This window comes from Acidovorax sp. ACV02, assembly GCF_014851475.1.
In the GTDB taxonomy this organism is placed as follows: domain Bacteria; phylum Pseudomonadota; class Gammaproteobacteria; order Burkholderiales; family Burkholderiaceae_C; genus Acidovorax; species Acidovorax delafieldii.
Window position 1 is genome coordinate 408,074 of record NZ_JACUZU010000003.1, and the last position, 20,632, is coordinate 428,705.

A 20,632-nucleotide genomic window follows, 5' to 3' on the forward strand; every position below is an offset into this window, starting at 1 on the left:
TGTACTACTGGCGCTTCCTGTCAAAAAGACTTCTAACCAATTCAAATCCACCCGTTGCAGGCCAGCCACTGCACCAGCAAGCCAGTCACCACCTCGGGCTGCTCCATGGTCAGCATGTGGCCGCTGCAGGGCAGCAGGTGGTGTTCGGCGCCGGGCACCAGCGCCGCAATCTCTGCCGAGCATTCGGGCGGCGTGAGCTGGTCGGCCGCGCCACACACCACCAGCACGGGGCAAGCCAGCTGGGGCAGGTGCAACCGCGCATCGGGGCGGTGGATCACGGCGCGGTTCTGGCGCACCAGGTGGTCGGCGCCCGCGTCCAGCACAAAGTCCAGGTAGGCCTGCACCAGGTCCGCGTTGGCGGCGTTCACGGGGTGGAAGGCCAGGGCCACGTTGGGCTCGATGACCTCGCGCATGCGGCCCTGTTCAAACAGTTCGATGGCGCCTTCGCGCAGGGCGCGCATGTCGGGCGTCTCGGGCCGCGCGGTGGTACCCAGCAGCGCCAGCCCTGCCACACGCTGCGGCGCCTGGCGCGCGGCCTCCATGGCGACCATGCCGCCCATCGACGCACCGGCCAGCACCAGCGGCCCCGCGTGTTGTGCCAGCAGGCGTGCGGCAAAGTCTTCGATGCGGTGCAGGTTCACATCCTGGTGGGCGGTGGCGACCTCGGGGCGCAGCGCGGCGGGCAGTAGCGGCAGCACGCCGCGCCACATGCGTTCATCGGCGGCCAGGCCCGGCAGGAGCAGTAGTTGGGGGGAATGGGACATGGGTGAATCAGGGCATCACCAAGTTGGTGCGCAATCAGCAAAAGGGAGACAGCCCCGGCAGCGGGGCGCGGACCGCACATTGTGAACAGCCGATGACCGCTTGTCACCGCCCCCGGAATAGTTGCCCGCGATGGCTCGGGACTTGCTAGCATGGCCTGCATATGCCCATCCACGCCGCGCTCCACCACGTCACGCATTACCAATACGACCGGCTGGTAGGCCTCGGGCCACAGACCATCCGATTGCGGCCTGCGCCCCACTGCCGCAGCAACGTCATTTCGTATTCGCTCAAGGTCGAGCCTGCACAGCACTTCATCAACTGGCAGCAGGACCCGTTTGCCAACTACCAGGCGCGGCTGGTCTTCCCCGAGAAGACGCGCGAGTTCAAGGTCACGGTGGACCTGGTGGTGGAGATGGCGGTGTACAACCCCTTCGACTTCTTCCTGGAGCCCGAGGCCGAGAACATCCCGTTCAAGTACAGCAGCGATGTGCAGCAGGAGCTGGCACCGTACCTGGCCACCGACCCGATGACACCGCTGGTGCAGGCCTATCTGGACAAGGTGGACCGCAGCAAGCAGCGCACCATCGATTTCCTGGTCAAGCTCAACCAGCAGGTATCGCAAGACATCCGCTACCTCATCCGCCTGGAGCCCGGCGTGCAGACACCCGAGGAAACGCTGCAAAAGGCCAGCGGCTCGTGCCGCGACTCGGGCTGGCTGCTGGTGCAGCTGCTGCGCCACCTGGGGCTGGCGGCGCGGTTTGTGTCGGGCTACCTGATCCAGCTCACCCCCGATGTGAAGGCGCTCGATGGCCCCAGCGGCACCGACCACGACTTCACCGACCTGCACGCCTGGTGCGAGGTCTACCTGCCCGGCGCAGGCTGGATCGGCCTGGATGCCACCAGCGGCCTGATGGCGGGCGAGGGCCATATCCCGCTGGCCTGCACACCCCAGCCCTCGGGCGCCGCGCCGATTGAAGGCGGCGTGGACAAGGCCGAGGTGGAGTTCAGCCATGAGATGCGCGTCACGCGCATCTACGAATCGCCCCGCGTGACCAAGCCCTACACCGAAGACCAGTGGCAGGCCGTGCTGGCCCTGGGCGAGCAGGTGGACGCCGACCTGGTGGCGGGCGACGTGCGGCTGACGATGGGCGGCGAGCCCACCTTTGTGGCCGTGGGCGACCGCGACGCGCCCGAGTGGAACACCGACGCGCTGGGCCCCACCAAACGCGGCTTTGCCACCGAACTCACGCACAAGCTGCGTGCCGAATATGGACAGGGCGGCTTTCTGCACTTTGGCCAGGGCAAGTGGTACCCGGGCGAACAGCTGCCGCGCTGGGCGCTGTCGATCTGCTGGCGCGCCGACGGCCAGCCCGCATGGCAGAACCCCGCGCTGTTTGCCGACGAACGCAACCCCTCGCACTACACCAGCGCCGACGCCGAGCGTTTTGTGCGCCACCTCACGCGCAAGCTGGGCGTGACGGACCGCTACATCCAGCCCGGTTATGAAGACACCTTCTACTACCTGTGGCGCGAGCGGCGCCTGCCGGTCAACGTGGACCCGTTTGACGCACGTCTGGACGACGAGCTGGAGCGCGCACGCCTGCGCCGCGTGTTCGAGCAAAAACTCGACAGCGTGGTGGGCTATGTGCTGCCGCTGCAGGCAGGCGAAGGCGCGGGCACGCTGGCGGGCAGCGTGTGGAGTACCGGGCCGTGGTTCTTCCGCGATGACCGCATGCTGCTCATCCCCGGCGATTCGCCCATGGGCTACCGCCTGCCGCTGGACGCCCTGCCCTGGGTGAAGGCATCAGACACCGAGCACCTGATCCCGCAAGATCCGACCGCGCCCCAGAGCCCGCTGGCCGCTGCCACCACGCTGCGGGCGCGATATTCCGTGCCATCCGGCCCGGTCACTGGCGACCGCGACCTGCCCTACCTGGCAGGCGCCACCGCGCCGGGCGAGGCACGGCGCGTAACGCAGAGCACTGCGGGTGGTGATAACGCGCGCCTGTCCGGTCAGCCCGACCCGCATGCGGGCGTGCAGCCCCCGGGCAAGTTCCAGTCGGCCGCAGGCCTGTCGCGCACGGCGCTGTGCGTGGAGGTGCGCGACCCGCGCCGCGCCAGCGGCCCCAAGGCCGAGAAGGTGGGCGAGAAATACGGCGTGCTCTATGTCTTCATGCCGCCGCTGTCGCGCCTCCATGATTACCTGGACCTGCTGGCCGCCATCGAAGCCACGGCCGAAGAGCTGGGCATGAAGATCGTGCTGGAAGGCTACCCGCCGCCGCGCGATGCGCGCCTCAAAGTGCTGGCAGTCACGCCCGACCCGGGCGTGATCGAAGTGAACATCCACCCCGCCAGCCATTGGAAGGAGCTGGTGCAGCACACCGAGTTTCTGTACCAGGCCGCGTGGGAGACGCGCCTGTCGGCCGAGAAGTTCATGACCGATGGCCGCCACACCGGCACCGGTGGCGGCAACCACTTTGTGATGGGCGGCGCCACACCGGCCGACTCGCCGTTCTTGCGCAAGCCTGAGCTGCTGGCCAGCCTGCTGCTCTACTGGCACAACCACCCCAGCCTGAGCTATCTGTTCAGCGGCCTGTTCATCGGCCCCACCAGCCAGTCGCCGCGCGTGGACGAGGCGCGCAACGACCAGCTGTATGAGCTGGAGATCGCACTGCGCGAGATCGAAACCAACCGCGCAACCTATGGCCAGGACATGCCGCCCTGGCTGGTGGACCGCACACTGCGCAACATCCTGGTGGACGTGACGGGCAACACCCACCGCAGCGAGTTTTCCATCGACAAGATGTTCTCGCCCGACAGCAGCACCGGCCGCCTGGGCCTGCTGGAGCTGCGCGCCTTTGAGATGCCGCCCCACGCCCACATGAGCGTGGTGCAGCAGCTGCTGCTGCGCGCCCTGATCGCCCGCTTCTGGAAGACGCCCTACCGCGCGCCCGCCGCCCGCTGGGGCACCGAGCTGCACGACCGCTGGATGCTGCCCACCTTCATCCAGCAGGACATGCACGACGTCGTGGCCGAGATGAACGCCGCAGGCTACGCGTTTGACGCAGCCTGGTTTGCACCGCAGTTCGAGTTCCGCTTCCCCATGGTCGGCACCGTCCAATCGATGGGTGTGGAGCTGACCCTGCGCAACGCGCTGGAGCCCTGGCATGTGATGGGCGAGGAAGGCTCAGCCGGGGGCACCGTGCGCTATGTGGACTCGTCGCTGGAGCGCATCGAGGTGCGCGTGACGGGCATGAACGAAAGCCGCCATGTGGTCACCGTCAACGGCCAGCCGCTGCCGCTGCAAAGCACGGGCACCACCGGTGAATTTGTGGCGGGTGTGCGCTACAAGGCCTGGAACCCGCCCTCGGCCCTGCACCCGACCATTGGCGCCCATGCGCCGCTCACGTTCGACATCGTGGACACCTGGATGAACCGCTCGCTCGGCGGCTGCCAGTACCACGTGGCCCACCCGGGTGGGCGCAACTACGACACCTTCCCGGTCAACGCGTATGAGGCCGAAAGCCGCCGCCTGGCGCGCTTCTCGCGCATGGGCCACACGCCGGGCAGGCTGGCGGTGCCGCCTGCGACGATTGAGCTGCCGGGCAGCCGGGAGTTTCCGTTCACGCTGGATCTGCGGCGCAAGATGCGGAGGTAGAGAAGCCCCCTGAGTCGCTGCGCGCCTTCCCCCCAGGGGGACGACGCCCTTGCTGCGGGGCGGCCCTTGCTTGGCGTCTCTGGCATCGGCCCCACCAGTTTCGACGGTGCGGGTTACCCGCAGAGTGTTGTCGACCAAATGCCCGAAAATCGAGCGCAGTGAACCACCTCAACGACAGCCTCCCCACCCCCGACCCTTCTGACAGCGCAGCCCAGTTGGCGGCTGCACTGGCGCCTGCTGCGGCGGCCGGGCATTTTGACGAGTTGCGGGGTGCCAGCGTGGCGGACGCCCCCGGCGCTGCCACTGCATCATCCACTCCCAAATCAATAGCAAACAAGCCAGATATCACTAGCGCCTGGGGCCAATTCTTTGATCAATTGGGGCCCGAGGGCTTCCAGGACCTGGACCGGCGCATGCAGAGCCTGCAGCGGCAGGTGCGCGATAACGGCATCACCTACAACGTCTATGCCGACGCCGACGGCCCGCAGCGGCCCTGGTCGGTGGACCTGTTTCCGCTGATCCTCTCGCAGGGCGACTGGGCACACATCGAGCGCGGCGTGCTGCAACGCGCGCGCCTGCTCAACCGCGTGATGGCCGACGTGTATGGCCCGCAGGAGCTGCTGCGCAAAGGCCTGCTGCCCAGCGCGCTGGTGCAGGGGCACCCGGGCTACCTGCGCGCCATGCATGGCGTGCAGCCCGTGGGCGGCACCCATTTGCACATCGCGGCGTTCGACATGGCGCGCGATGCGCAGGGCGACTGGTGGGTGGTGACGCAGCGCACGCAGGCGCCCTCAGGCCTGGGATATTTGCTGGAGAATCGGCTGCTCATCTCGCGCCTGTTCCCCGAGGCGTTCAGCCAGATGCATGTGCAGCGCCTGGCAGCCACCTACCGCGCACTGCTCGACGGGCTGCGGCAGATGAGCCCGGCGGGGGCGGATGCGCGCATCGTGCTGCTCACGCCCGGCCCGTACAACGAGACCTATTTTGAGCACGCGTACCTGGCGCGCTACCTGGGTCTGACGCTGGTGGAGGGCAACGACCTCACGGTGCGCGACGCGCGCCTGTACCTCAAGACGCTGCATGGCCTGCAGCCGGTGCACGGCATCTTGAAGCGCCTGGACGACGAGTTTCTGGACCCGCTGGAGCTGCGCAGCGACTCGCGCCTGGGCGTGCCCGGCCTGCTGCAGGCCATCCGCGCGGGCAACGTGCTGGTGGCCAATGCGCCGGGCTCGGCGTTTCTCGAATCGTCGGCGCTGCTGGGCTTCATGCCCGCGCTGTCGCGCCACCTGCTGGGCGAAGAGCTGGCCCTGCCGTCACTGCCCACCTGGTGGTGTGGCGAGCGCTCGGCCATGCAGGCGGTGCTGCCGCAGCTCGCGCACAGCGTGATCCGCCCCACCTGGCCCATGGCGCAGCGCGTGCCCGTGCTGGGCGGTGCGCTGTCGGCACAAGACCTGGCGCAGTGGTCCGCTCGTATCGAGGCCCAGGGCGACGAATACACCGTGCAGGCCCACCTGCCGCTGTCGCAAATGCCCACCTGGCGCAGTGACGCCGCAGAGGGTGCGGGCCAGGGCGGTGGCCCCATCGCCCCCCGCTCGGTGATGCTGCGCGTGTTTGCGGTGTGCGACGGCCCCGGCTCGTGGCGCGTGTTGCCGGGCGGGCTGGCCCGCCTGGCCCAGGGCGACAGCGGCATCACATCCATGCAGCGCGGCGGCAGCAGCGCCGATGTGTGGGTGCAGACCGATGACCCCGTGGACACCACCACGCTATTGGCCCACAACCAGGCCGCGCCCGCCGTGGTGCACCGCAGCCGCCAGGTGACCAGCCGCGCGGCCGAAAACCTGTTCTGGCTGGGTCGCTACACCGAGCGCACCGAGAACGTCACGCGCCTAGCGCGCATCACGCTGCAATGCCTCAATGGCGAGGACCAGACCTCGCAGCCGCTGCTGGCCTGGCTGAGCGCCATGGGCGTGAGCCAGGGGCTGGTGCTGCCGACCGTGCCTGCGGCCGGGCAGGCACGGCGCGTGTTCGAGCGCTCGCTGATCGCCGGGCTGACGCAGCCCGCGCAGGTGACCAGCGTGGGCTACAACCTGCGCGGCATCCTGGGTGCAGCCTCGGCCGTGCGCGACCGTTTGTCGCAGGAACACTGGAACCTCATCGTGCGCGCCGAGGCGGAGTTTTTTGCGCCCCGCACAGGAGCCGAAGACGACGGCGACTATTCGCCGCTGGACGCGCTGCGCCAGCTGGAGGTGCTGAGCGGCCACACCGCCGCCATGACGGGCCAGCAGACCGACCGCATGACCCGCGACGACGGCTGGCGCCTGCTGTCCATCGGGCGCCATCTGGAGCGCCTGGGCTTTCTGGCTTCGGCGCTGGAAAGCGGCCTGCAGACCGGCGCCGTGCACGATGAGGGCGGCTTCGAGGCCATGGTGGCGCTGTTCGACAGCACCATCACCTTCCACGCGCAGTACCAGCAGCGGCGCGACATGCCCGCCCTGCTGGACCTGCTGGTGATCGACCGCGACAACCCCCGCTCGCTGGCCTGGGTCGCGCAGACGCTGCGCGGGCGCATTGCCAAGATCGAAGCGGCCGCCGGTACGCCCGGCGAATCCGCCGCCACGGGCATCCCCGAAGCGTCCGACCTGTCGCTGGTGGCCTTGTGCGCACAGGACGCCGAGGGGCGCCATGCCGCGCTGGAGGATTATCTGGGCCGGTGTGTGCGGGGCGTGATGGGCTTGTCGGATGTACTGGCCACGCGCTACTTCACGCATTCGGCGGATGCACTTCGGCACAGCGTAGGAGCTTGACCATGAAGCTGCGCGTCATCCACGAAACGGTGTACCACTACAGCCCGGCGGTGCAAAACGCCCAGCACATGGCCCATCTGCGCCCGCGCACCGGTGTGGTGCAGCGCGTGCTGACCCACAGTCTGCAGGTGGACCCCGCCCCAACACAGTGCAACCTGGTGCAGGACGTGTTTGGCAACACCCGCGCGTTCTTCAGCCTGCCGTTCACCCACGAGCAACTGCGGGTGCGCGCCGAAAGCCTGCTGGAGACCCTGCCCGTGCCCGCCGCACCGCCCGGCGAGCCCTGGGAGGCCGTGCGCGAGCGCCTGGGTTATCGGCGCGGCCAGCCCTACCACGCGGCCACCGAGTTCAGCTTTGCGTCGCCCTACATTCCCCGGCATGCCGACTTCGTGGCCTATGCCGCCGAGAGCTTTGCACCCGGCCGCCCGCTGATGCAGGCCGCCCGCCACCTGATGTCGCGCATCCATGCCGACTTTGCCTACACATCCAACGCCACCGACGCGGGCACGCCCGCGCTCGAATCGCTGCGGCTGCGCCGGGGCGTGTGCCAGGACTTTTCCCACGTGATGATCGGCTGCCTGCGCAGCCTGGGCTTGGCGGCGCGGTATGTGAGCGGCTACCTGCTGACCGAGCCCCCGCCCGGGCAACCCCGGCTGGTGGGGGCCGATGCCTCGCACGCCTGGGTGTCGGTGTGGTCACCGGCAGCCGAGGAAAGTGATGGCGCATCAGACGACAACACCTGGTTTGACCTGGACCCCACCAACGACCGCGCGGCGGGCGAGGACTATGTGACCCTGGCCATCGGCCGCGATTTTTCGGATGTGTCGCCGCTGCGCGGCGTGATCCACGGCGGCGACCACCATGTGCTGCAGGTGGGCGTGACGGTGGAGCCGGTGCCCGCCGCTACGGCCGCTATGGCCGCTGCGCCAGACGCGCCAGATACACCCCTCACACCGCCGCAGGCACCAGGAAGTCCCGGCTGATCCGCGCACCCAGGTCGTTCACCCGCTCCAGGAACTGGGTGAGGTAGGCGTGCAGTCCATGGGTCAGGATTTCATCGATGCGTGCGAACTTGAGGTGCGCCAGCAGTCGCCCCGCGTGCCGCTGGGTCTCGGCCGACTGGCCGCTGCCCAGCATGTCGAGGTTGCCCAGCACCTCTTTCATGCAAGCGTGCAGTGAGCGGGGCATGTCGGCCCGCAGGATCAGCAGCTCGGCCACACGTTCGGGCGTGATCACGTCGCGGTACACCTTGCGGTAGGTCTCGAAGCCCGACACGCTGAGCAAGATCGCGCTCCAGTGGTAGAAATCGTAGTCTTGGTCCTGCGCCGTGGCCGCGCCCATGAAGTCGCTCTGCACCGCGTGAAACTTCACATCCAGCAGCCGCGCCGTGTTGTCGGCCCGCTCCAGAAAGGTGCCCAGGCGCATGAAGTGCAGCGCCTCGTCCTGCAGCATGGTGCCCACCGTCACACCCCGCGAGAGGTGCGATCGGAACTTCACCCATTCGAAGAATCGCGCCGGGTCCTGCTCCAGTGCACCGCTGGCGATCAGGCGGTTCACTTCGAGCCAGGTCTGGTTCTGGATCTCCCAGGCCTCGGTGTTGAGCGCACCGCGCACGGCCCGCGCGTTCTCGCGCGCAGCCTGCAGGCAGGCCACGATGGACGACGGGTTGGACGGGTCCTTGACCATGAAGTCGAGCACCTTGGCGGGCGTCACCTCGCCATGCTGGGCGGTGTAGGCGGGCAGCAGCTCGCTGATGGACAGCAGGCCCTGCCAGCCCAGGGTGGCCACCTCGGTCGATTGGGGTAGCAACGCACTCTGGTAGTTGACGTCGAGCATGCGTGCGGTGTTCTCTGCCCTTTCGGTGTACCGGGCCATCCAGAACAAATGATCGGCGGTGCGGCTCAGCATGTGATCTCCTTCTTGGACGAGGGCAGAGAACCCCGAGCGTGTTGCACACGCTTGCGGTATTTTTTCGAAAGCCCCGCTGCGCAGGGCTTTTCTGCCCTTTCGGTGTAACGGGCCATCCAGAACAACTGATCGGCGGTACGGCTCAGCATGGTCATTCCCTCCCTTGGCGTTGTGTTTGCATTGGTGATGACGATATGTGTGCTGCAGCGGGCTGATCGCCCAGCACCCAGGTGTCCTTGGTGCCCCCGCCCTGCGACGAATTGACCACCAGCGACCCCTCCTTGAGCGCCACGCGCGTGAGGCCGCCCGCCACCATCTGCACCTTCTGGCCGCTGAGCACAAAAGGCCGCAGGTCGATGTGGCGGGGCGCAATGCCGCTGTCCACATAGGTGGGGCAGCTGGAGAGGCTCAGCGTGGGCTGGGCGATGTAGCCGTCGGGCTTGGCGATGACTGCGGCGCGGAAGGCCTCGATCTCGGCCCGGGTGGCCGCAGGGCCAATCAGCATGCCGTAGCCACCCGCGCCATGCACCTCCTTCACCACCAGTTCATGCAGGTGGTCCAGCACGTACCGCAGGTCGTCCGGCTTGCGGCACATCCAGGTGGGCACGTTCTGCAGGATGGGCTCCTCACCGAGGTAGAAGCGGATCATGTCCGGCACATAGGGGTAGATCGACTTGTCGTCCGCCACGCCTGTGCCCACGGCGTTGCAGATGGCGACATTGCCGGCCCGGTAGGCGGACATGAGCCCCGCACAACCCAGGGTGGAGGTGGGGCGGAAGACATCGGTATCGAGGAAGTCGTCATCCACCCGGCGGTAAATCACGTCCACCCGCTGCAGCCCGCGCGTGGTGCGCATGTACACAAACTGGTCCTTGACCACGAGGTCCTGCCCCTCGACCAGCTCCACGCCCATCTGCTGCGCGAGGAAGGCGTGCTCGAAATAGGCGCTGTTGTACATGCCGGGGGTCAGCACCACCACGGTCGGGTCGGCCGCACCGGCCGGGGCGCTGGCGCGCAGGGTGTCCAGCAGCAAGTCCGGGTAATGCGCCACCGGTGCCACCTGGTGCTGAGCGAACAGTTCGGGGAACAGCCGCATCATCATCTTGCGGTCTTCGAGCATGTAGCTCACGCCGCTGGGCACGCGCAGGTTGTCTTCCAGCACGTAGTACACGCCCTCGCCTGCCGCATCCGGTGCCCGCACGATGTCGATGCCGCTGATGTGGGAGTAGATATCGAGCGGCACATGAACGCCGACCATCTCCGGCCGGAACTGGGCGTTGCGCAGGATCTGCTCGGCAGGCACGATGCCTGCGCGCAGGATGTCCTGGCCGTGGTACACGTCGTGGATGAAGCGATTGAGCGCCGTGACCCGCTGCACCAGGCCCCGCTGCATGTGCGCCCATTCCTGCTGCGGAATGATGCGGGGAATCAGGTCGAAGGGGATGAGCCGCTCGGTGCCCGCGCCGTCCTCGTCCTTGGCGCCGTAGACGGCGAAGGTGATGCCCACGCGCCGGAAGATGACCTCGGCCTCGGCGCGCCGCGCCTGCATGGATTCGGCACTCTGGCGCGCCAGCCACTGGGCAAACCGCGCGTAGTGGGGCCGTACATCACTGCCCGCCCAGCCTGCCGCACCGCCCAGGCCGGCCAGGGGCAGCCGGGTAACCATCTCGTCGAACTTCTGCATGAGAGCCAATCTCCTGCAAGCCCTCAAGCAAGTTCCAGGCCGTTTTCATGCCCGGCCGACAGCCACCGTCAATATTTCGACCGAATCGCTCTCTAGCGCCGGTCTTTATTGGCTGCCTTGCTATTCTTTTTGACACCTTGATTCGCAGCCGGCGAGGGTGGCGGCATGGGTGCCATAGTGGCCACAGGGGCAGGGCGCGCGGCCGCTGCACGCACCATGTCGTGCACAAAGCGCAGCTTGGCCAGCACCTCACCCGCCAGCGCGAACGGGTAGGCATCAGGTTGACCCAGGCTGCGCGTAAGGCTGTTGAGCAGCAGCGTCAGCGGCACCAAGTGTTGCACCATGGACTGAAAGTCGGGCGCCGGGCTGGCAAACGGATCGATGGCGCTGCTGCGCTGCGCGCCATAGATACCGGGAATAGTGACCTCGGTGGCATAGCTGGCCGAGGTTTCCAGCAGGTCGATCATGTGCAGGTAATGGGCCCAGGTTTCAGCCCAGTCTTCCCAGGGGTGGGCGGCGGCATAGGCACTCACATGGTGGTTGGCCCAGTCACTGCCCTCGTTGCCCTTGGCGTAGTGCGCCTCCAGCGCCGCTGCGTAGTCCTGGCGCTCGTCACCAAACATCTGTCTGAAGTCGTCCAGCCGCCCGCCGTCGCGCACCAGCTGGTCCCAATAGAAGTGGCCGGACTCATGGCGCAGGTGACCGATCAGAGTGCGGTAGGGCTCACCCAGCGCGATGCGGCGACGCGCGCGCTCGTCGTCGTCCGCCTCGGCCACGTTGAGCGTGATGGTCCCACTGTGGTGGCCCGTCAGCACGGGCGGTCCGCCCGGCACCTCGGCCAAAAACTCGAACACCGGACCGGTACGCCCGGGCGCCGGCTCCAGGCCCAGGCGGGCCAGGCTGTAGAACAGCCGCCGCTTGGCCGCTTCGATCTGCATCCAGCGCCCCATGTTGGCGGGCTCGGACAGGTCGGGCATCACCCGGGTCTGGCGGCACGACACACACAGCTCCGCAAAGTCGTTGGCGGGTATCGCGAAGTTGCAGGCTTGGTGGTCCGTGTGGTTGCGGCACATGCGGTACAGGCGCCCGCTGTAGTGGGCACTGCCCTGCCCCCCTTGGCGGCGCCACAGGTCGGCACCGTCCTGCGGTGCAGGGGCCAGGGCAGCCATGGTCAGCACATCGGGCAAGAAGGCCAGCGCACTGCCGCAATGCAGGCACTGCACGCTATCGAAAAACACCAGATGACCGCAATGGTCGCAATTGAATACCCGCATGGTGTGGAGCTTATACCCCGTGGACCGGAGCCGTGAGGAGGAACAACGCACGGCCCCCCTTTTGCAGCGCCAGGGTGGGCCCATGAAAAAAGCAGGCCCCGGGACATTCCCGGAGCCTGCTTCAGGATCGAAGCCACTGCGCCAGGGGCGTGGTGCCCCGGGTGCAGGGCGTCAGCCCTACCGGTCAGGGCCGCACAACGATGCTGTTGCGCACTTCGCGCACATGCTTGGTGTTGCGCGCAATGTTTTCGGCCTGGTTCTTTTCAGCCTGCGACTTGGCAAAGCCCGACAGCTGCACCGTGCCATTGAGCGTTTCCACGCTGATGGAGGTGGCAGACACGTTCTTGTCTTCGGCCATCTTGGCCTTCACGGCGGTGGTGATGCCAGCGTCATCCACATAGGAGCCAACTGTTTGCTGTTCGCGGGCCACCGAGCAACCTGTGGCTGTGACGATGGTGATACCGGCAACTGCGGCAAAAGCGAGGGCACGTGCGTATTTCATGGTGTTTTCCTTGTTCAAGAATGGTTGGGAACGCGGGTGCTGGGACATGTTCAGTCCACCGGTCTGTTGCACCCTCCGCGACCGGCGGACTGTGGGAAAAGGACAGCGCTGGCGCATAGCCAGGCACTGCGGGCAAGGCACCGGCGTGCAAACACCGGCGTGCTAGCCCTCAGTATGCATTGCGCCGGCGGGACATCCACATCGCCACGGTGGCCAGCAAAGCCCCCGATGCGGCGGCGATGACCAGCGACTTGCCGGGCTGCTCGGCCACATACTTGCCGGTGACTTCGGCTGCCTGCTGGATCTGACGGCGTGCACGCGCGCTGGTCTCGGCGCAGTAGTCGATGCTGCGAGCAGCCAGGTCCTGTGCACGGGCTGCCAGGTCATCAATCGCCGGGTCGGTCTGGCGGCGCAGGGCGCGCACGCTTTCTTCGGCCTTGTCCAGCGACTGGTCGGCGGCAGCCCGAGTCGTCTGCACTGCGTCCTGCGCGCTTTGCAGCACGTCATCGGCCAGGTTGCGAACACCGTGGGTCACTTTGTCGGTAGCGGTCTGAAGGCTCATGGGGAAACTCCTTGGGGTATGGGGTACGGGGATGCGGGAGGGGGTGAAGGGCAGCAGTCCAGGCGTTGCGGCCTGACTCACCCCTTTTTCAGGAGCCCCAGCACGAAGGTGACCACAGCCATGATCACGAACACAAAGAACAGAATCTTCGCAATGCCCACGGCACCGGCAGCAATACCGCCAAAACCGAAGAGGGCTGCAATCAGCGCGATCACCAGAAAAACAACTGCGTAGTGCAACATTTCCATCTCCTTATGGGTGGCCGGCTTGCCGGCAGATCGGGTGGCGCCAAAACCTCAACGCCTGGGACCAACTGTAGGTATCTCCCTGTGCCCTGGATGCCAGTGCGCGGCGCGCGCCCATGTCGGCGGCGCAGTGGGGGTCATGTAGGACGGCGCGCACTGGCCGGACCGGGCGCACGGTAGCGCGCACAAGCGGCTGCAGCGCAGGTACGCCACGGCAGGACGCTGGCTCCGGGCGTGGCGTCCCCACAGCCAGCAGGTGTCGCACGAAGGCCTGCATGCGCTGCGCCACGCAATGCAGGGAATGAGGGAGATGCGGGAAGAAGGCGGCGTATGCCTCAGGCGTCGTGCGCAGCGGCGTTGCGGCGCGGCTCTGACGAGGTGCGCGGCAGCGGCAGCACGGCCGACAACAAGGTGCCATTGCCAGGCCGCGAAGTGAGCGTGAGACGCCCGCCCGCTGCCTCGACCCGGTGGCGCATGCCAGCCAAGCCGTGCGAAGTGGGGCGCACGGTGCCCGGGTCGAAACCCACACCATCGTCGCGCACCTGCACCGACACATGCGTGGGATAGCCGTGCACCGACACCAGCACCTTGCTGGCCTTGGCGTACTTGCCGATGTTGGTCAGCGCCTCTTGCACCATGCGATACACCGTGAGCTGCGCTGCGTCGGGCAGTTGAACGGCCTCCAGACTGGTCTCAACCTCAATGCCTGCGCGCTCGGCGTATTCGCGTGTCAGGATCTCCAGCGCGGCGGTGAGCCCCAGGTTCGACAGCGACGACGGTCGCAGGTCTTCGATGATGCGACGCTTGAGCGCAATGCCGCTGTTGAGTGTTTCGGTGAGGTGCTTGAGGCGCTCGGCAATGTCGGGCGCAGTGGCATCGATCTTGGATTTGAGGCGCGCCACATCCAGCTTGGCAGCCGTCAGCAGCGCGCCCAGCTCGTCGTGCAGTTCCCGCGCCAGATGGCCCCGTTCTTCTTCGCGCACCTCCTGCAAGTGGTTGGCCAACTCGGACAGCGTGGCCGTGCGGTCGCGCACCAGTCCTTCCAGGCGGTCGCGCTCACGCTCCAGCACCTCTTGCTCGCGCAGGTTGACGGTCTGAACCGCCTGCGTCTGGCGCAGGTACATGTAGAACGCCAGCAGGCCAATGGCAGTGACCGTGGCAATGCCGATGCGCGACAGCATCAGCGACTGCTCGATCTGCTCGCGCCCCTGTTGCAAGCGCTGGTCGCTGCGGGCAATCAGCTCTTGCGCGTGCTGGCGGATCGCCTCCATGTGCTCCTTGCCCACATCCGTGTTCAGAATGAATTTCCATGCATCTTCGTTGCCCTGACGGCGCAGGCGCAGGCTCAGCTCCATCTCAGCCAGCTTGCGCGAGATCTGCCGCGACAGCAACGCGAACTCCTGCATGTCCTCGGGCGATGCCATGAACTGGTTGCGCAGGCGATCCAGGTTGGTCTGCACGGTCGCTACGGCCTTGTCATACGGTTCCAGGTAGGTCTCGTTGCCCGTGAGCAGATAACCCCGCTGGCCGGTTTCCGCATCCAGCATGCTTTGCAGCAGCTTGTTCACATCGGCCCGCGTGGTCAGCCCCTGGGCCAGTTGTTCCACCGCGTCCTGCGAACGCATGTGCCCCGTTTCATTGATGCCCACCAGCACCATGGCCGCCAACAGCGCCATGGGCAGGCTCAGGGCCATCTGTCGGACTTTTGGTAACCAACGCCGGGTGTTTTCTTGGAGATTCATACGCTTATTCTGGATAATGACCCGTTACCTGCCAGGTGCGCCAGCCATGCAACGACATGCCGAGCGCCTGGACTTCAATACACACCGGCAGCACCTTTGCTGCCGCCTCGAAAGAAGCATCAATGATCAAGATTGGCATTGTGGATGACCACGCGATTGTTCGTTCCGGGCTGCGGCAGTTCTTGTCGGAGCACGTCGACTTGCGGGTGGAAGGCGAGGCGGCCAACGGCCGCGAGGCCATCGACCTGGTGCGCAACAAGGAAATCGATGTGCTGCTGATGGACCTGTCGATGCCTGGCCAAAGCGGGCTGGACGCGCTGGCCATGCTGCGCGCCAAGGCGCCCGACATGGGCATCCTGATCCTGAGTGGCTACCCTGAAGAACACTACGCGATCAACCTGATCCGCCAGGGTGCCAGTGGTTACCTGAACAAGGAGTGCGAACCGTCGGAGATCGTGGAGGCCATTCGCACCATTGCTCTGGGCCGCCGCTACCTGACGCCTGCCGTGGCCGAACTGCTGGCACAGCAACTCAACCGCAAGGACGATGCGCCACCGCATGAGCAGCTGTCTGAGCGAGAGTTCCAGGTGTTCCTGAAGCTGGCCAAGGGAGAGACGGCGGGCGATATCGCCAAGTCGTTGTCGCTGAGCGTGAAAACGGTGAGCACGTACCGCACACGCCTGATGGAAAAGATGAGTCTCTCGTCCAACAGCGACCTGACCTACTACGCACTCAAAAATCGCCTGATCGACTGACATCCAGAACCTGGCCAGAGCCCGGCGCTGCCGGGCGTAGGCAAGTCTTGCTTTTGCGTTGAAAAAGAAGGGAAAAGAAGCACCCCGACTGCCGCATGCACCCACGCACGCGGCGGCGGGTTGTGTCACTGGGATGCGCCCGATGATGCGGCAGACACACCGCCGCCGCTACCGGCCTCCAGCCCGTTGGCCGGGCTGCTGTGCTGTACGCAGTAGTCCACCAACGCGTCGATCTCGTTGGATTTGTCAAACACGGCATCCACACCCAGCTGCGCACAGCGCATGCGCACATCCGGCGTGGCGTAATTGCTAAGCACCACCATTTTTTGGCCTGGCCGCCGCGTGCGGCAGGCAGCCAGCACACCCAATCCGCTGCCCTGGCGCAAGAACAGATCCACGATGGCCAAGTCCCATTCCTCAGGGTGCGAGGACAACCAGTTCGTACCGTCGTCTTCGGTTTCCGCCACGCCCACCGCTTCTACAGACGCCAACTCCTCCAGAGTTCCGATCAGGTTCTCGCGGATGGTCGCGTTGTCTTCAACAATGTAGGTGCGCAGTTTCACGGGCGGGTCCATGTGTACGGACAGTGCGGGTCACGCTGTCCTAGCCTTGAATTTAAGGCTTCCATGCGCCGGATTCTGCCAGCCACAACACGCTGGCCATGTAGGAAGAATCCTACCGCGCAACACACACCTTGCAATGGGCGTGGCGCTGAACGCGCATGGTGCTCCACTCCATGGCCCGGCCATCGAGCATCAGCAGCCGCCCCGCCAGCGACTGCCCCACGCCCGCTATGAGCTTGAGCGCCTCGGCTGCCTGCACCGCACCCACCACACCCACCAGCGGAGCAAATACACCCATCGTGGAGCAGCGGACCTCTTCAAACTCCGCATCTGGCGGGAAGATGCAGGCATAACAAGGCGACTGCGCATCGCGCGGGTCCACCACCGTGATCTGCCCATCGAACTGGATCACAGCCCCCGCCACCAAGGGCTTGTTGTGACGCACACAGGCGGCATTGACCGCGTGGCGGGTCGCATAGTTGTCGCTGCAGTCGAGTACCACTGTGGCATCGCACACCAGACTGTCGAGAGCCGCCGCATCCACCCGGGCCTGCAGTGCGGTGACCTGCACCTCGGGGTTGATGTCGGCCATGGCCTGCGCCGCCGACTGGACCTTGGGACTGCCCACGCGCGCGGTGGTGTGCGCAATCTGGCGCTGCAGGTTGGTCAGGTCCACCACATCGTCATCGACGAGTGTGATGTGGCCCACACCGGCGGACGCCAAGTACAGCGCAGCGGGCGACCCCAACCCGCCAGCGCCGATGATGAGAGCATGGGCTTCCAACACCCGCTCCTGCCCCTCGATGCCCACCTCGTCGAGCAGGATGTGGCGGGAATAGCGCAGGAGCTGGTCATCGGTCATGGGAAGGCGGGCCTGCAGCGGCCAAAAAATCAACGGTGAAACAGGCGGACATGCAAAAGGCTGGATTCCTCGCGAAATCCAGCCCGGGGTCGGAGCGCGAAAGGCTCAATTCTCTTTCTTTTCTTCCTTGCGCTCTGTCAGCGTCTTGCTGACCAGCACAGGGCGACCCTTGAGCTGGTTGAGGGCCTGCACCAGCTGGAAGTCCTTGTCCGAACCGAATTCGGGCACCTTGCGGTCGGCCGCAGGCTTCTTGGCTTCTTCTTCCATGCGCTTGCGGGCTTCCTCACGGGCTTTTTCACGGGCTTCGTCCTTCTTCTCTTCACCCTGGCCGCTGTTCAAGTGCTTGTCCAGATCTGCCTCGCGCATGCGCAAGGCGGCAAAGATGTTGCCCTCTTCCGACTCGTCAATCATCACGTCGGGCACGATACCCTTGGCCTGGATCGACTTGCCACTCGGCGTGTAATAGCGGGCGGTGGTCAGCTTGATGCCCGTGTCAGGCCCCAGCGGACGCACGGTCTGCACCGAGCCCTTGCCGAAGGTCTGGCTGCCCATGATGGTGGCGCGCTTGTGGTCCTGCAGCGCGCCAGCCACGATCTCGCTGGCGGAGGCAGAGCCTTCGTTGACCAGCACCACCAGCGGCACCGCCTTGAGGGACGCGGGAAGGCGTTTGAGCGGATCACCGCCGCCCCGGCGCTGGTAGTAGTCGGGGGCAGCCTTGTAGGTGGCCTTGCTGTCGGCCAGCTGGCCATTGGTGGTGACCACCGTCACGTTCTCGGGCAGGAAAGCCGCAGAAATTGCCACGGCTGCATCCAGCAGGCCGCCGGGGTCGTTGCGCAGGTCCAGCACCAAGCCCTTGAGGTTGGGCTCCTGCTTGTAGACCTCTTCCACCTTGCGCACAAAGTCATCCACCGTGCGCTCCTGGAATTGCGAGAGGCGGATCCAGGCGTAACCGGGCTCGATCACCTTGCCCTTGACGGACTGGGTCTTGATCTCTTCGCGCGTGATGGTGACGGGGAACGTGCGGTTCTCGTCCTTGCGGAAGATGGTGAGGGTGACCTTGGTGCTGGGCTCGCCGCGCATGCGCTTGACGGCGTCATTCAGCGCCAGGCCCTTGACGGCGGTTTCGTCGATCTTGGTGATCAGGTCGTTGGTCTTGAGCCCGGCGCGGAAGGCAGGCGAGCCTTCGATGGGCGACACGATCTTGATCAGGCCGTCTTCCTGCGTGATCTCGATGCCCACGCCCACGAAGCGGCCGGAAGTGCCCTCGCGGAATTCCTTGAAGGACTTCTTGTCGAAGTATTGCGAGTGCGGATCCAGGCTGGAGACCATGCCGGAGATGGCGTCGGTGATGAGCTTCTTGTCATCGACCGGCTCGACGTAATCGGTCTTGACCAGACCGAACACGGCGGACAACTGCTGGATTTCTTCGAGCGGCAACGGCGTCATGGCGCCACGCGCCACCGTTTGCAGTGACACCGTGGTGAGCGCACCCGCCACCACGCCTACCGATACCCATCCTGCAATCTTGAGTTTGTGGCCCATACAACACCTTTTACCGCTTCGAAACCAATATACACCTTGGAAGGGCCAAACCCGCCGCAGTTCCGCATGGATGCTCACTTTGGCGGGGATAAGCGGGGTTTTCCCCGCTCTTTACCTGCGATTTACGCTTTGCCCTGTGATGCCACGGCGGCTGCGGCCTTGGCCGCCGCTTCGGCATCGCCCAGATAGTAGTGACGGATGGGCTTGAGGTCGGCGTCGAGCTCGTATACCAGTGGAATCCCGTTGGGAATGTTCAGACCCACGATGTCGGTCTCGGAGATGTTGTCCAGGTACTTCACCAGCGCGCGGATGGAGTTGCCATGCGCAGCCACCACCACCCGCTTGCCCGAGCGAATGGCGGGCGCCATGGCCTCGTTCCAGAACGGCAGCACGCGGGCCACGGTGTCTTTCAGGCACTCGGTCAGGGGCACATTCTCCGCAGCCACCCCAGCGTAGCGGCGGTCACCACGCTCGCTGCGAGGGTCGGTGGCTTCCAGCGCTGGCGGGGGCGTGTCATAGCTGCGGCGCCATACGAGCACCTGCTCGTCGCCGTACTGTTTGGCCATGTCGGCCTTGTTCAGGCCCTGCAGGGCGCCGTAGTGGCGCTCGTTCAGGCGCCAGTCCTTGACCACGGGCAGCCAGGTGCAGTCCATTTCGTCCAGCGTGTACCAGAGGGTGTGGATGGCGCGCTTGAGCACGCTGGTGAACGCCAGATCGAACTCGTAGCCCTCGGCCTTGAGCAGCTTGCCGGCCGACATGGCCTGGGAGACACCGGTGGGCGTGAGGTCCACATCGGTCCAGCCGGTAAAGCGGTTTTCAAGGTTCCAGGTGGATTCGCCGTGGCGGATCAGAACGAGCTTGTACATGGTTTCCCCAGGAAAGGCAGGTCAAAAAAATGCGGGCCAAAACCCAGCATTCTAGAATTACGCTGTTCGCCAACCCAAGGAAGCTTCGTGAAATTCATTATTGATAACTGGTATCTGTTCCTCGTTGCACTGGCTTCGGGCAGCATGTTGCTGTGGCCGGTCCTCAAGAACGCCAGTGGCGGTTCGCTGACGCCAGCACGCGCCGTGCAGCTCATCAACCGCGAAAAAGCGGTGGTCATCGACGTATGCGAAGCCGAGGAATTCGCCACCGGCCACGTGACTGGCGCCAAGAACGTGCCCGTGTCCCAGCTCGAAGAGCGCCTGCCCGCCGTGGTCAAGAACAAGGCCCTGCCCGTGGTGCTGGTGTGTGCGAGCGGCGCACGCGCCAACCGCGCCGTCGCCATTGCCAAAAAACTGGGCTACGACAACGCCCAGGCACTCGCTGGTGGCATGAAGGCCTGGCGCGAAGCCAGCCTGCCTGTGGAAAAAGCCTGATCCGCCCCTAGTTATTCGGTCAGCGCTAGTCTTGCGACTGGTTTTTCAGTCCCACAGGAAGAAAGAGGAAGGTTCGCCATGCAACCCGTGAAGATGTACACCACCGCCGTCTGCCCCTATTGCATCCGGGCCAAGCAGATCCTCAAGTCCAAGGGTGTGGAGCAGATCGAGGAGATCCGCATCGACACAGACCCCGCCGCGCGCAGCCACATGATGGAAATCACCGGCCGCCGCACGGTGCCGCAGATCTACATCGGCGACACCCATGTGGGTGGCCACGACGATCTGGTGGCGCTGGACAGCCGTGGCGAGCTGATGCCCTTGCTCGGCGCCTGACCCCCTCTCTGGGCGCTGCATAATGCAGCCCCATGTGCCCGCTGCGGGAGCTGCTCCCCGGCGGGTTTT

At 65.7% G+C, this 20,632-nt stretch carries 20 protein-coding genes; 6 read left to right on the plus strand and 14 right to left on the minus strand.

Features of this window, described 5'->3' with window-relative positions:
* Window positions 1-41: 41 nt before the first annotated feature.
* The gene (locus tag IB236_RS09210; RefSeq protein ID WP_056746785.1) at window positions 42-764 is read right to left on the minus strand and encodes an alpha/beta fold hydrolase; all 723 of its coding nucleotides are present in this window, start codon (window positions 762-764) and stop codon (window positions 42-44) included.
* 161 nt (window positions 765-925) lie between these two features.
* Here IB236_RS09210 and IB236_RS09215 point away from each other — a divergent pair, with 161 nt between their 5' ends.
* The 3 genes from IB236_RS09215 (at window position 926) to IB236_RS09225 (ending at window position 8,210) form a co-directional block, all read left to right on the plus strand.
* Complete coding sequence (locus IB236_RS09215) at window positions 926-4,423, plus strand: DUF2126 domain-containing protein (protein WP_056746786.1); 3,498 nt, start codon at window positions 926-928, stop codon at window positions 4,421-4,423.
* Between the two features lie 158 nt (window positions 4,424-4,581).
* Window positions 4,582-7,227 (plus strand): circularly permuted type 2 ATP-grasp protein, encoded by a 2,646-nt coding sequence (locus IB236_RS09220; RefSeq protein ID WP_192420251.1) that lies wholly within the window; start codon window positions 4,582-4,584, stop codon window positions 7,225-7,227.
* A gap of 2 nt (window positions 7,228-7,229) precedes the next feature.
* Window positions 7,230-8,210 (plus strand): transglutaminase family protein, encoded by a 981-nt coding sequence (locus IB236_RS09225; protein ID WP_192420253.1) that lies wholly within the window; start codon window positions 7,230-7,232, stop codon window positions 8,208-8,210.
* Here IB236_RS09225 and IB236_RS09230 read toward each other — a convergent pair.
* The 9 genes from IB236_RS09230 to IB236_RS24465 all read right to left on the minus strand — a co-directional run bounded on the left by IB236_RS09230 (window position 8,176) and on the right by IB236_RS24465 (window position 15,274).
* Window positions 8,176-9,135 carry an alpha-E domain-containing protein gene (locus IB236_RS09230; protein WP_116747811.1) on the minus strand — a complete coding sequence of 320 codons (960 nt, stop codon included), beginning with the start codon at window positions 9,133-9,135 and terminating at the stop codon, window positions 8,176-8,178. The genes IB236_RS09225 and IB236_RS09230 overlap by 35 nt on opposite strands.
* Window positions 9,129-9,284, minus strand: a complete 156-nt coding sequence (locus IB236_RS09235; RefSeq protein WP_192420255.1) for an alpha-E domain-containing protein — start codon at window positions 9,282-9,284, stop codon at window positions 9,129-9,131. Before IB236_RS09235 ends, IB236_RS09230 begins: the two co-directional genes overlap by 7 nt.
* Before the next feature lie 2 nt (window positions 9,285-9,286).
* Complete coding sequence (locus IB236_RS09240; protein WP_192420257.1) at window positions 9,287-10,819, minus strand: circularly permuted type 2 ATP-grasp protein; 1,533 nt, start codon at window positions 10,817-10,819, stop codon at window positions 9,287-9,289.
* Between the two features lie 92 nt (window positions 10,820-10,911).
* Window positions 10,912-12,093, minus strand: a complete 1,182-nt coding sequence (locus IB236_RS09245) for a putative zinc-binding metallopeptidase (protein ID WP_056065914.1) — start codon at window positions 12,091-12,093, stop codon at window positions 10,912-10,914.
* Between the two features lie 184 nt (window positions 12,094-12,277).
* Window positions 12,278-12,595, minus strand: coding sequence for a BON domain-containing protein (locus IB236_RS09250; protein ID WP_056066545.1), 318 nt, complete (start codon window positions 12,593-12,595; stop codon window positions 12,278-12,280).
* A gap of 169 nt (window positions 12,596-12,764) precedes the next feature.
* Window positions 12,765-13,157, minus strand: a complete 393-nt coding sequence (locus IB236_RS09255) for a hypothetical protein (RefSeq protein WP_056065917.1) — start codon at window positions 13,155-13,157, stop codon at window positions 12,765-12,767.
* A gap of 77 nt (window positions 13,158-13,234) precedes the next feature.
* Entirely contained in the window at window positions 13,235-13,399 is a 165-nt protein-coding gene (locus IB236_RS09260; RefSeq protein WP_010463174.1) for a DUF1328 domain-containing protein, read from the minus strand.
* 338 nt (window positions 13,400-13,737) lie between these two features.
* Window positions 13,738-15,144 carry a CHASE3 domain-containing protein gene (locus IB236_RS09265; RefSeq protein ID WP_056746792.1) on the minus strand — a complete coding sequence of 469 codons (1,407 nt, stop codon included), beginning with the start codon at window positions 15,142-15,144 and terminating at the stop codon, window positions 13,738-13,740.
* A 4-nt stretch (window positions 15,145-15,148) separates the two neighbouring features.
* On the minus strand, window positions 15,149-15,274 hold the full coding sequence (locus tag IB236_RS24465; RefSeq protein WP_255424896.1) for a hypothetical protein: 126 nt from the start codon (window positions 15,272-15,274) through the stop codon (window positions 15,149-15,151).
* On the opposite strand from IB236_RS24465, the gene IB236_RS09270 reads away from it, so the two are divergent.
* Complete coding sequence (locus tag IB236_RS09270) at window positions 15,267-15,899, plus strand: response regulator transcription factor (protein WP_056065924.1); 633 nt, start codon at window positions 15,267-15,269, stop codon at window positions 15,897-15,899. The genes IB236_RS24465 and IB236_RS09270 overlap by 8 nt on opposite strands.
* A 125-nt stretch (window positions 15,900-16,024) precedes the next feature.
* On the opposite strand, the gene IB236_RS09275 is transcribed toward IB236_RS09270, so the two are convergent.
* The 4 genes from IB236_RS09275 to gpmA all read right to left on the minus strand — a co-directional run bounded on the left by IB236_RS09275 (window position 16,025) and on the right by gpmA (window position 19,732).
* On the minus strand, window positions 16,025-16,462 hold the full coding sequence (locus IB236_RS09275; protein WP_370539906.1) for a response regulator: 438 nt from the start codon (window positions 16,460-16,462) through the stop codon (window positions 16,025-16,027).
* Window positions 16,463-16,574: 112 nt separating this feature from the next.
* Entirely contained in the window at window positions 16,575-17,324 is a 750-nt protein-coding gene (locus IB236_RS09280; RefSeq protein ID WP_192420261.1) for a HesA/MoeB/ThiF family protein, read from the minus strand.
* Between the two features lie 105 nt (window positions 17,325-17,429).
* Window positions 17,430-18,866, minus strand: coding sequence for a S41 family peptidase (locus IB236_RS09285; RefSeq protein WP_056065928.1), 1,437 nt, complete (start codon window positions 18,864-18,866; stop codon window positions 17,430-17,432).
* Between the two features lie 122 nt (window positions 18,867-18,988).
* Window positions 18,989-19,732, minus strand: a complete 744-nt coding sequence (gene gpmA, locus IB236_RS09290; RefSeq protein ID WP_015015479.1) for a 2,3-diphosphoglycerate-dependent phosphoglycerate mutase — start codon at window positions 19,730-19,732, stop codon at window positions 18,989-18,991.
* A gap of 87 nt (window positions 19,733-19,819) precedes the next feature.
* On the opposite strand from gpmA, the gene IB236_RS09295 reads away from it, so the two are divergent.
* Both IB236_RS09295 and grxC read left to right on the plus strand, forming a co-directional pair.
* Complete coding sequence (locus tag IB236_RS09295) at window positions 19,820-20,227, plus strand: rhodanese-like domain-containing protein (protein ID WP_060985050.1); 408 nt, start codon at window positions 19,820-19,822, stop codon at window positions 20,225-20,227.
* Window positions 20,228-20,305: 78 nt separating this feature from the next.
* Window positions 20,306-20,563: a glutaredoxin 3 gene (grxC, locus tag IB236_RS09300; RefSeq protein WP_015015481.1), complete on the plus strand. Its 258-nt coding sequence runs from the start codon at window positions 20,306-20,308 to the stop codon at window positions 20,561-20,563.
* Window positions 20,564-20,632 lie beyond the last annotated feature (69 nt).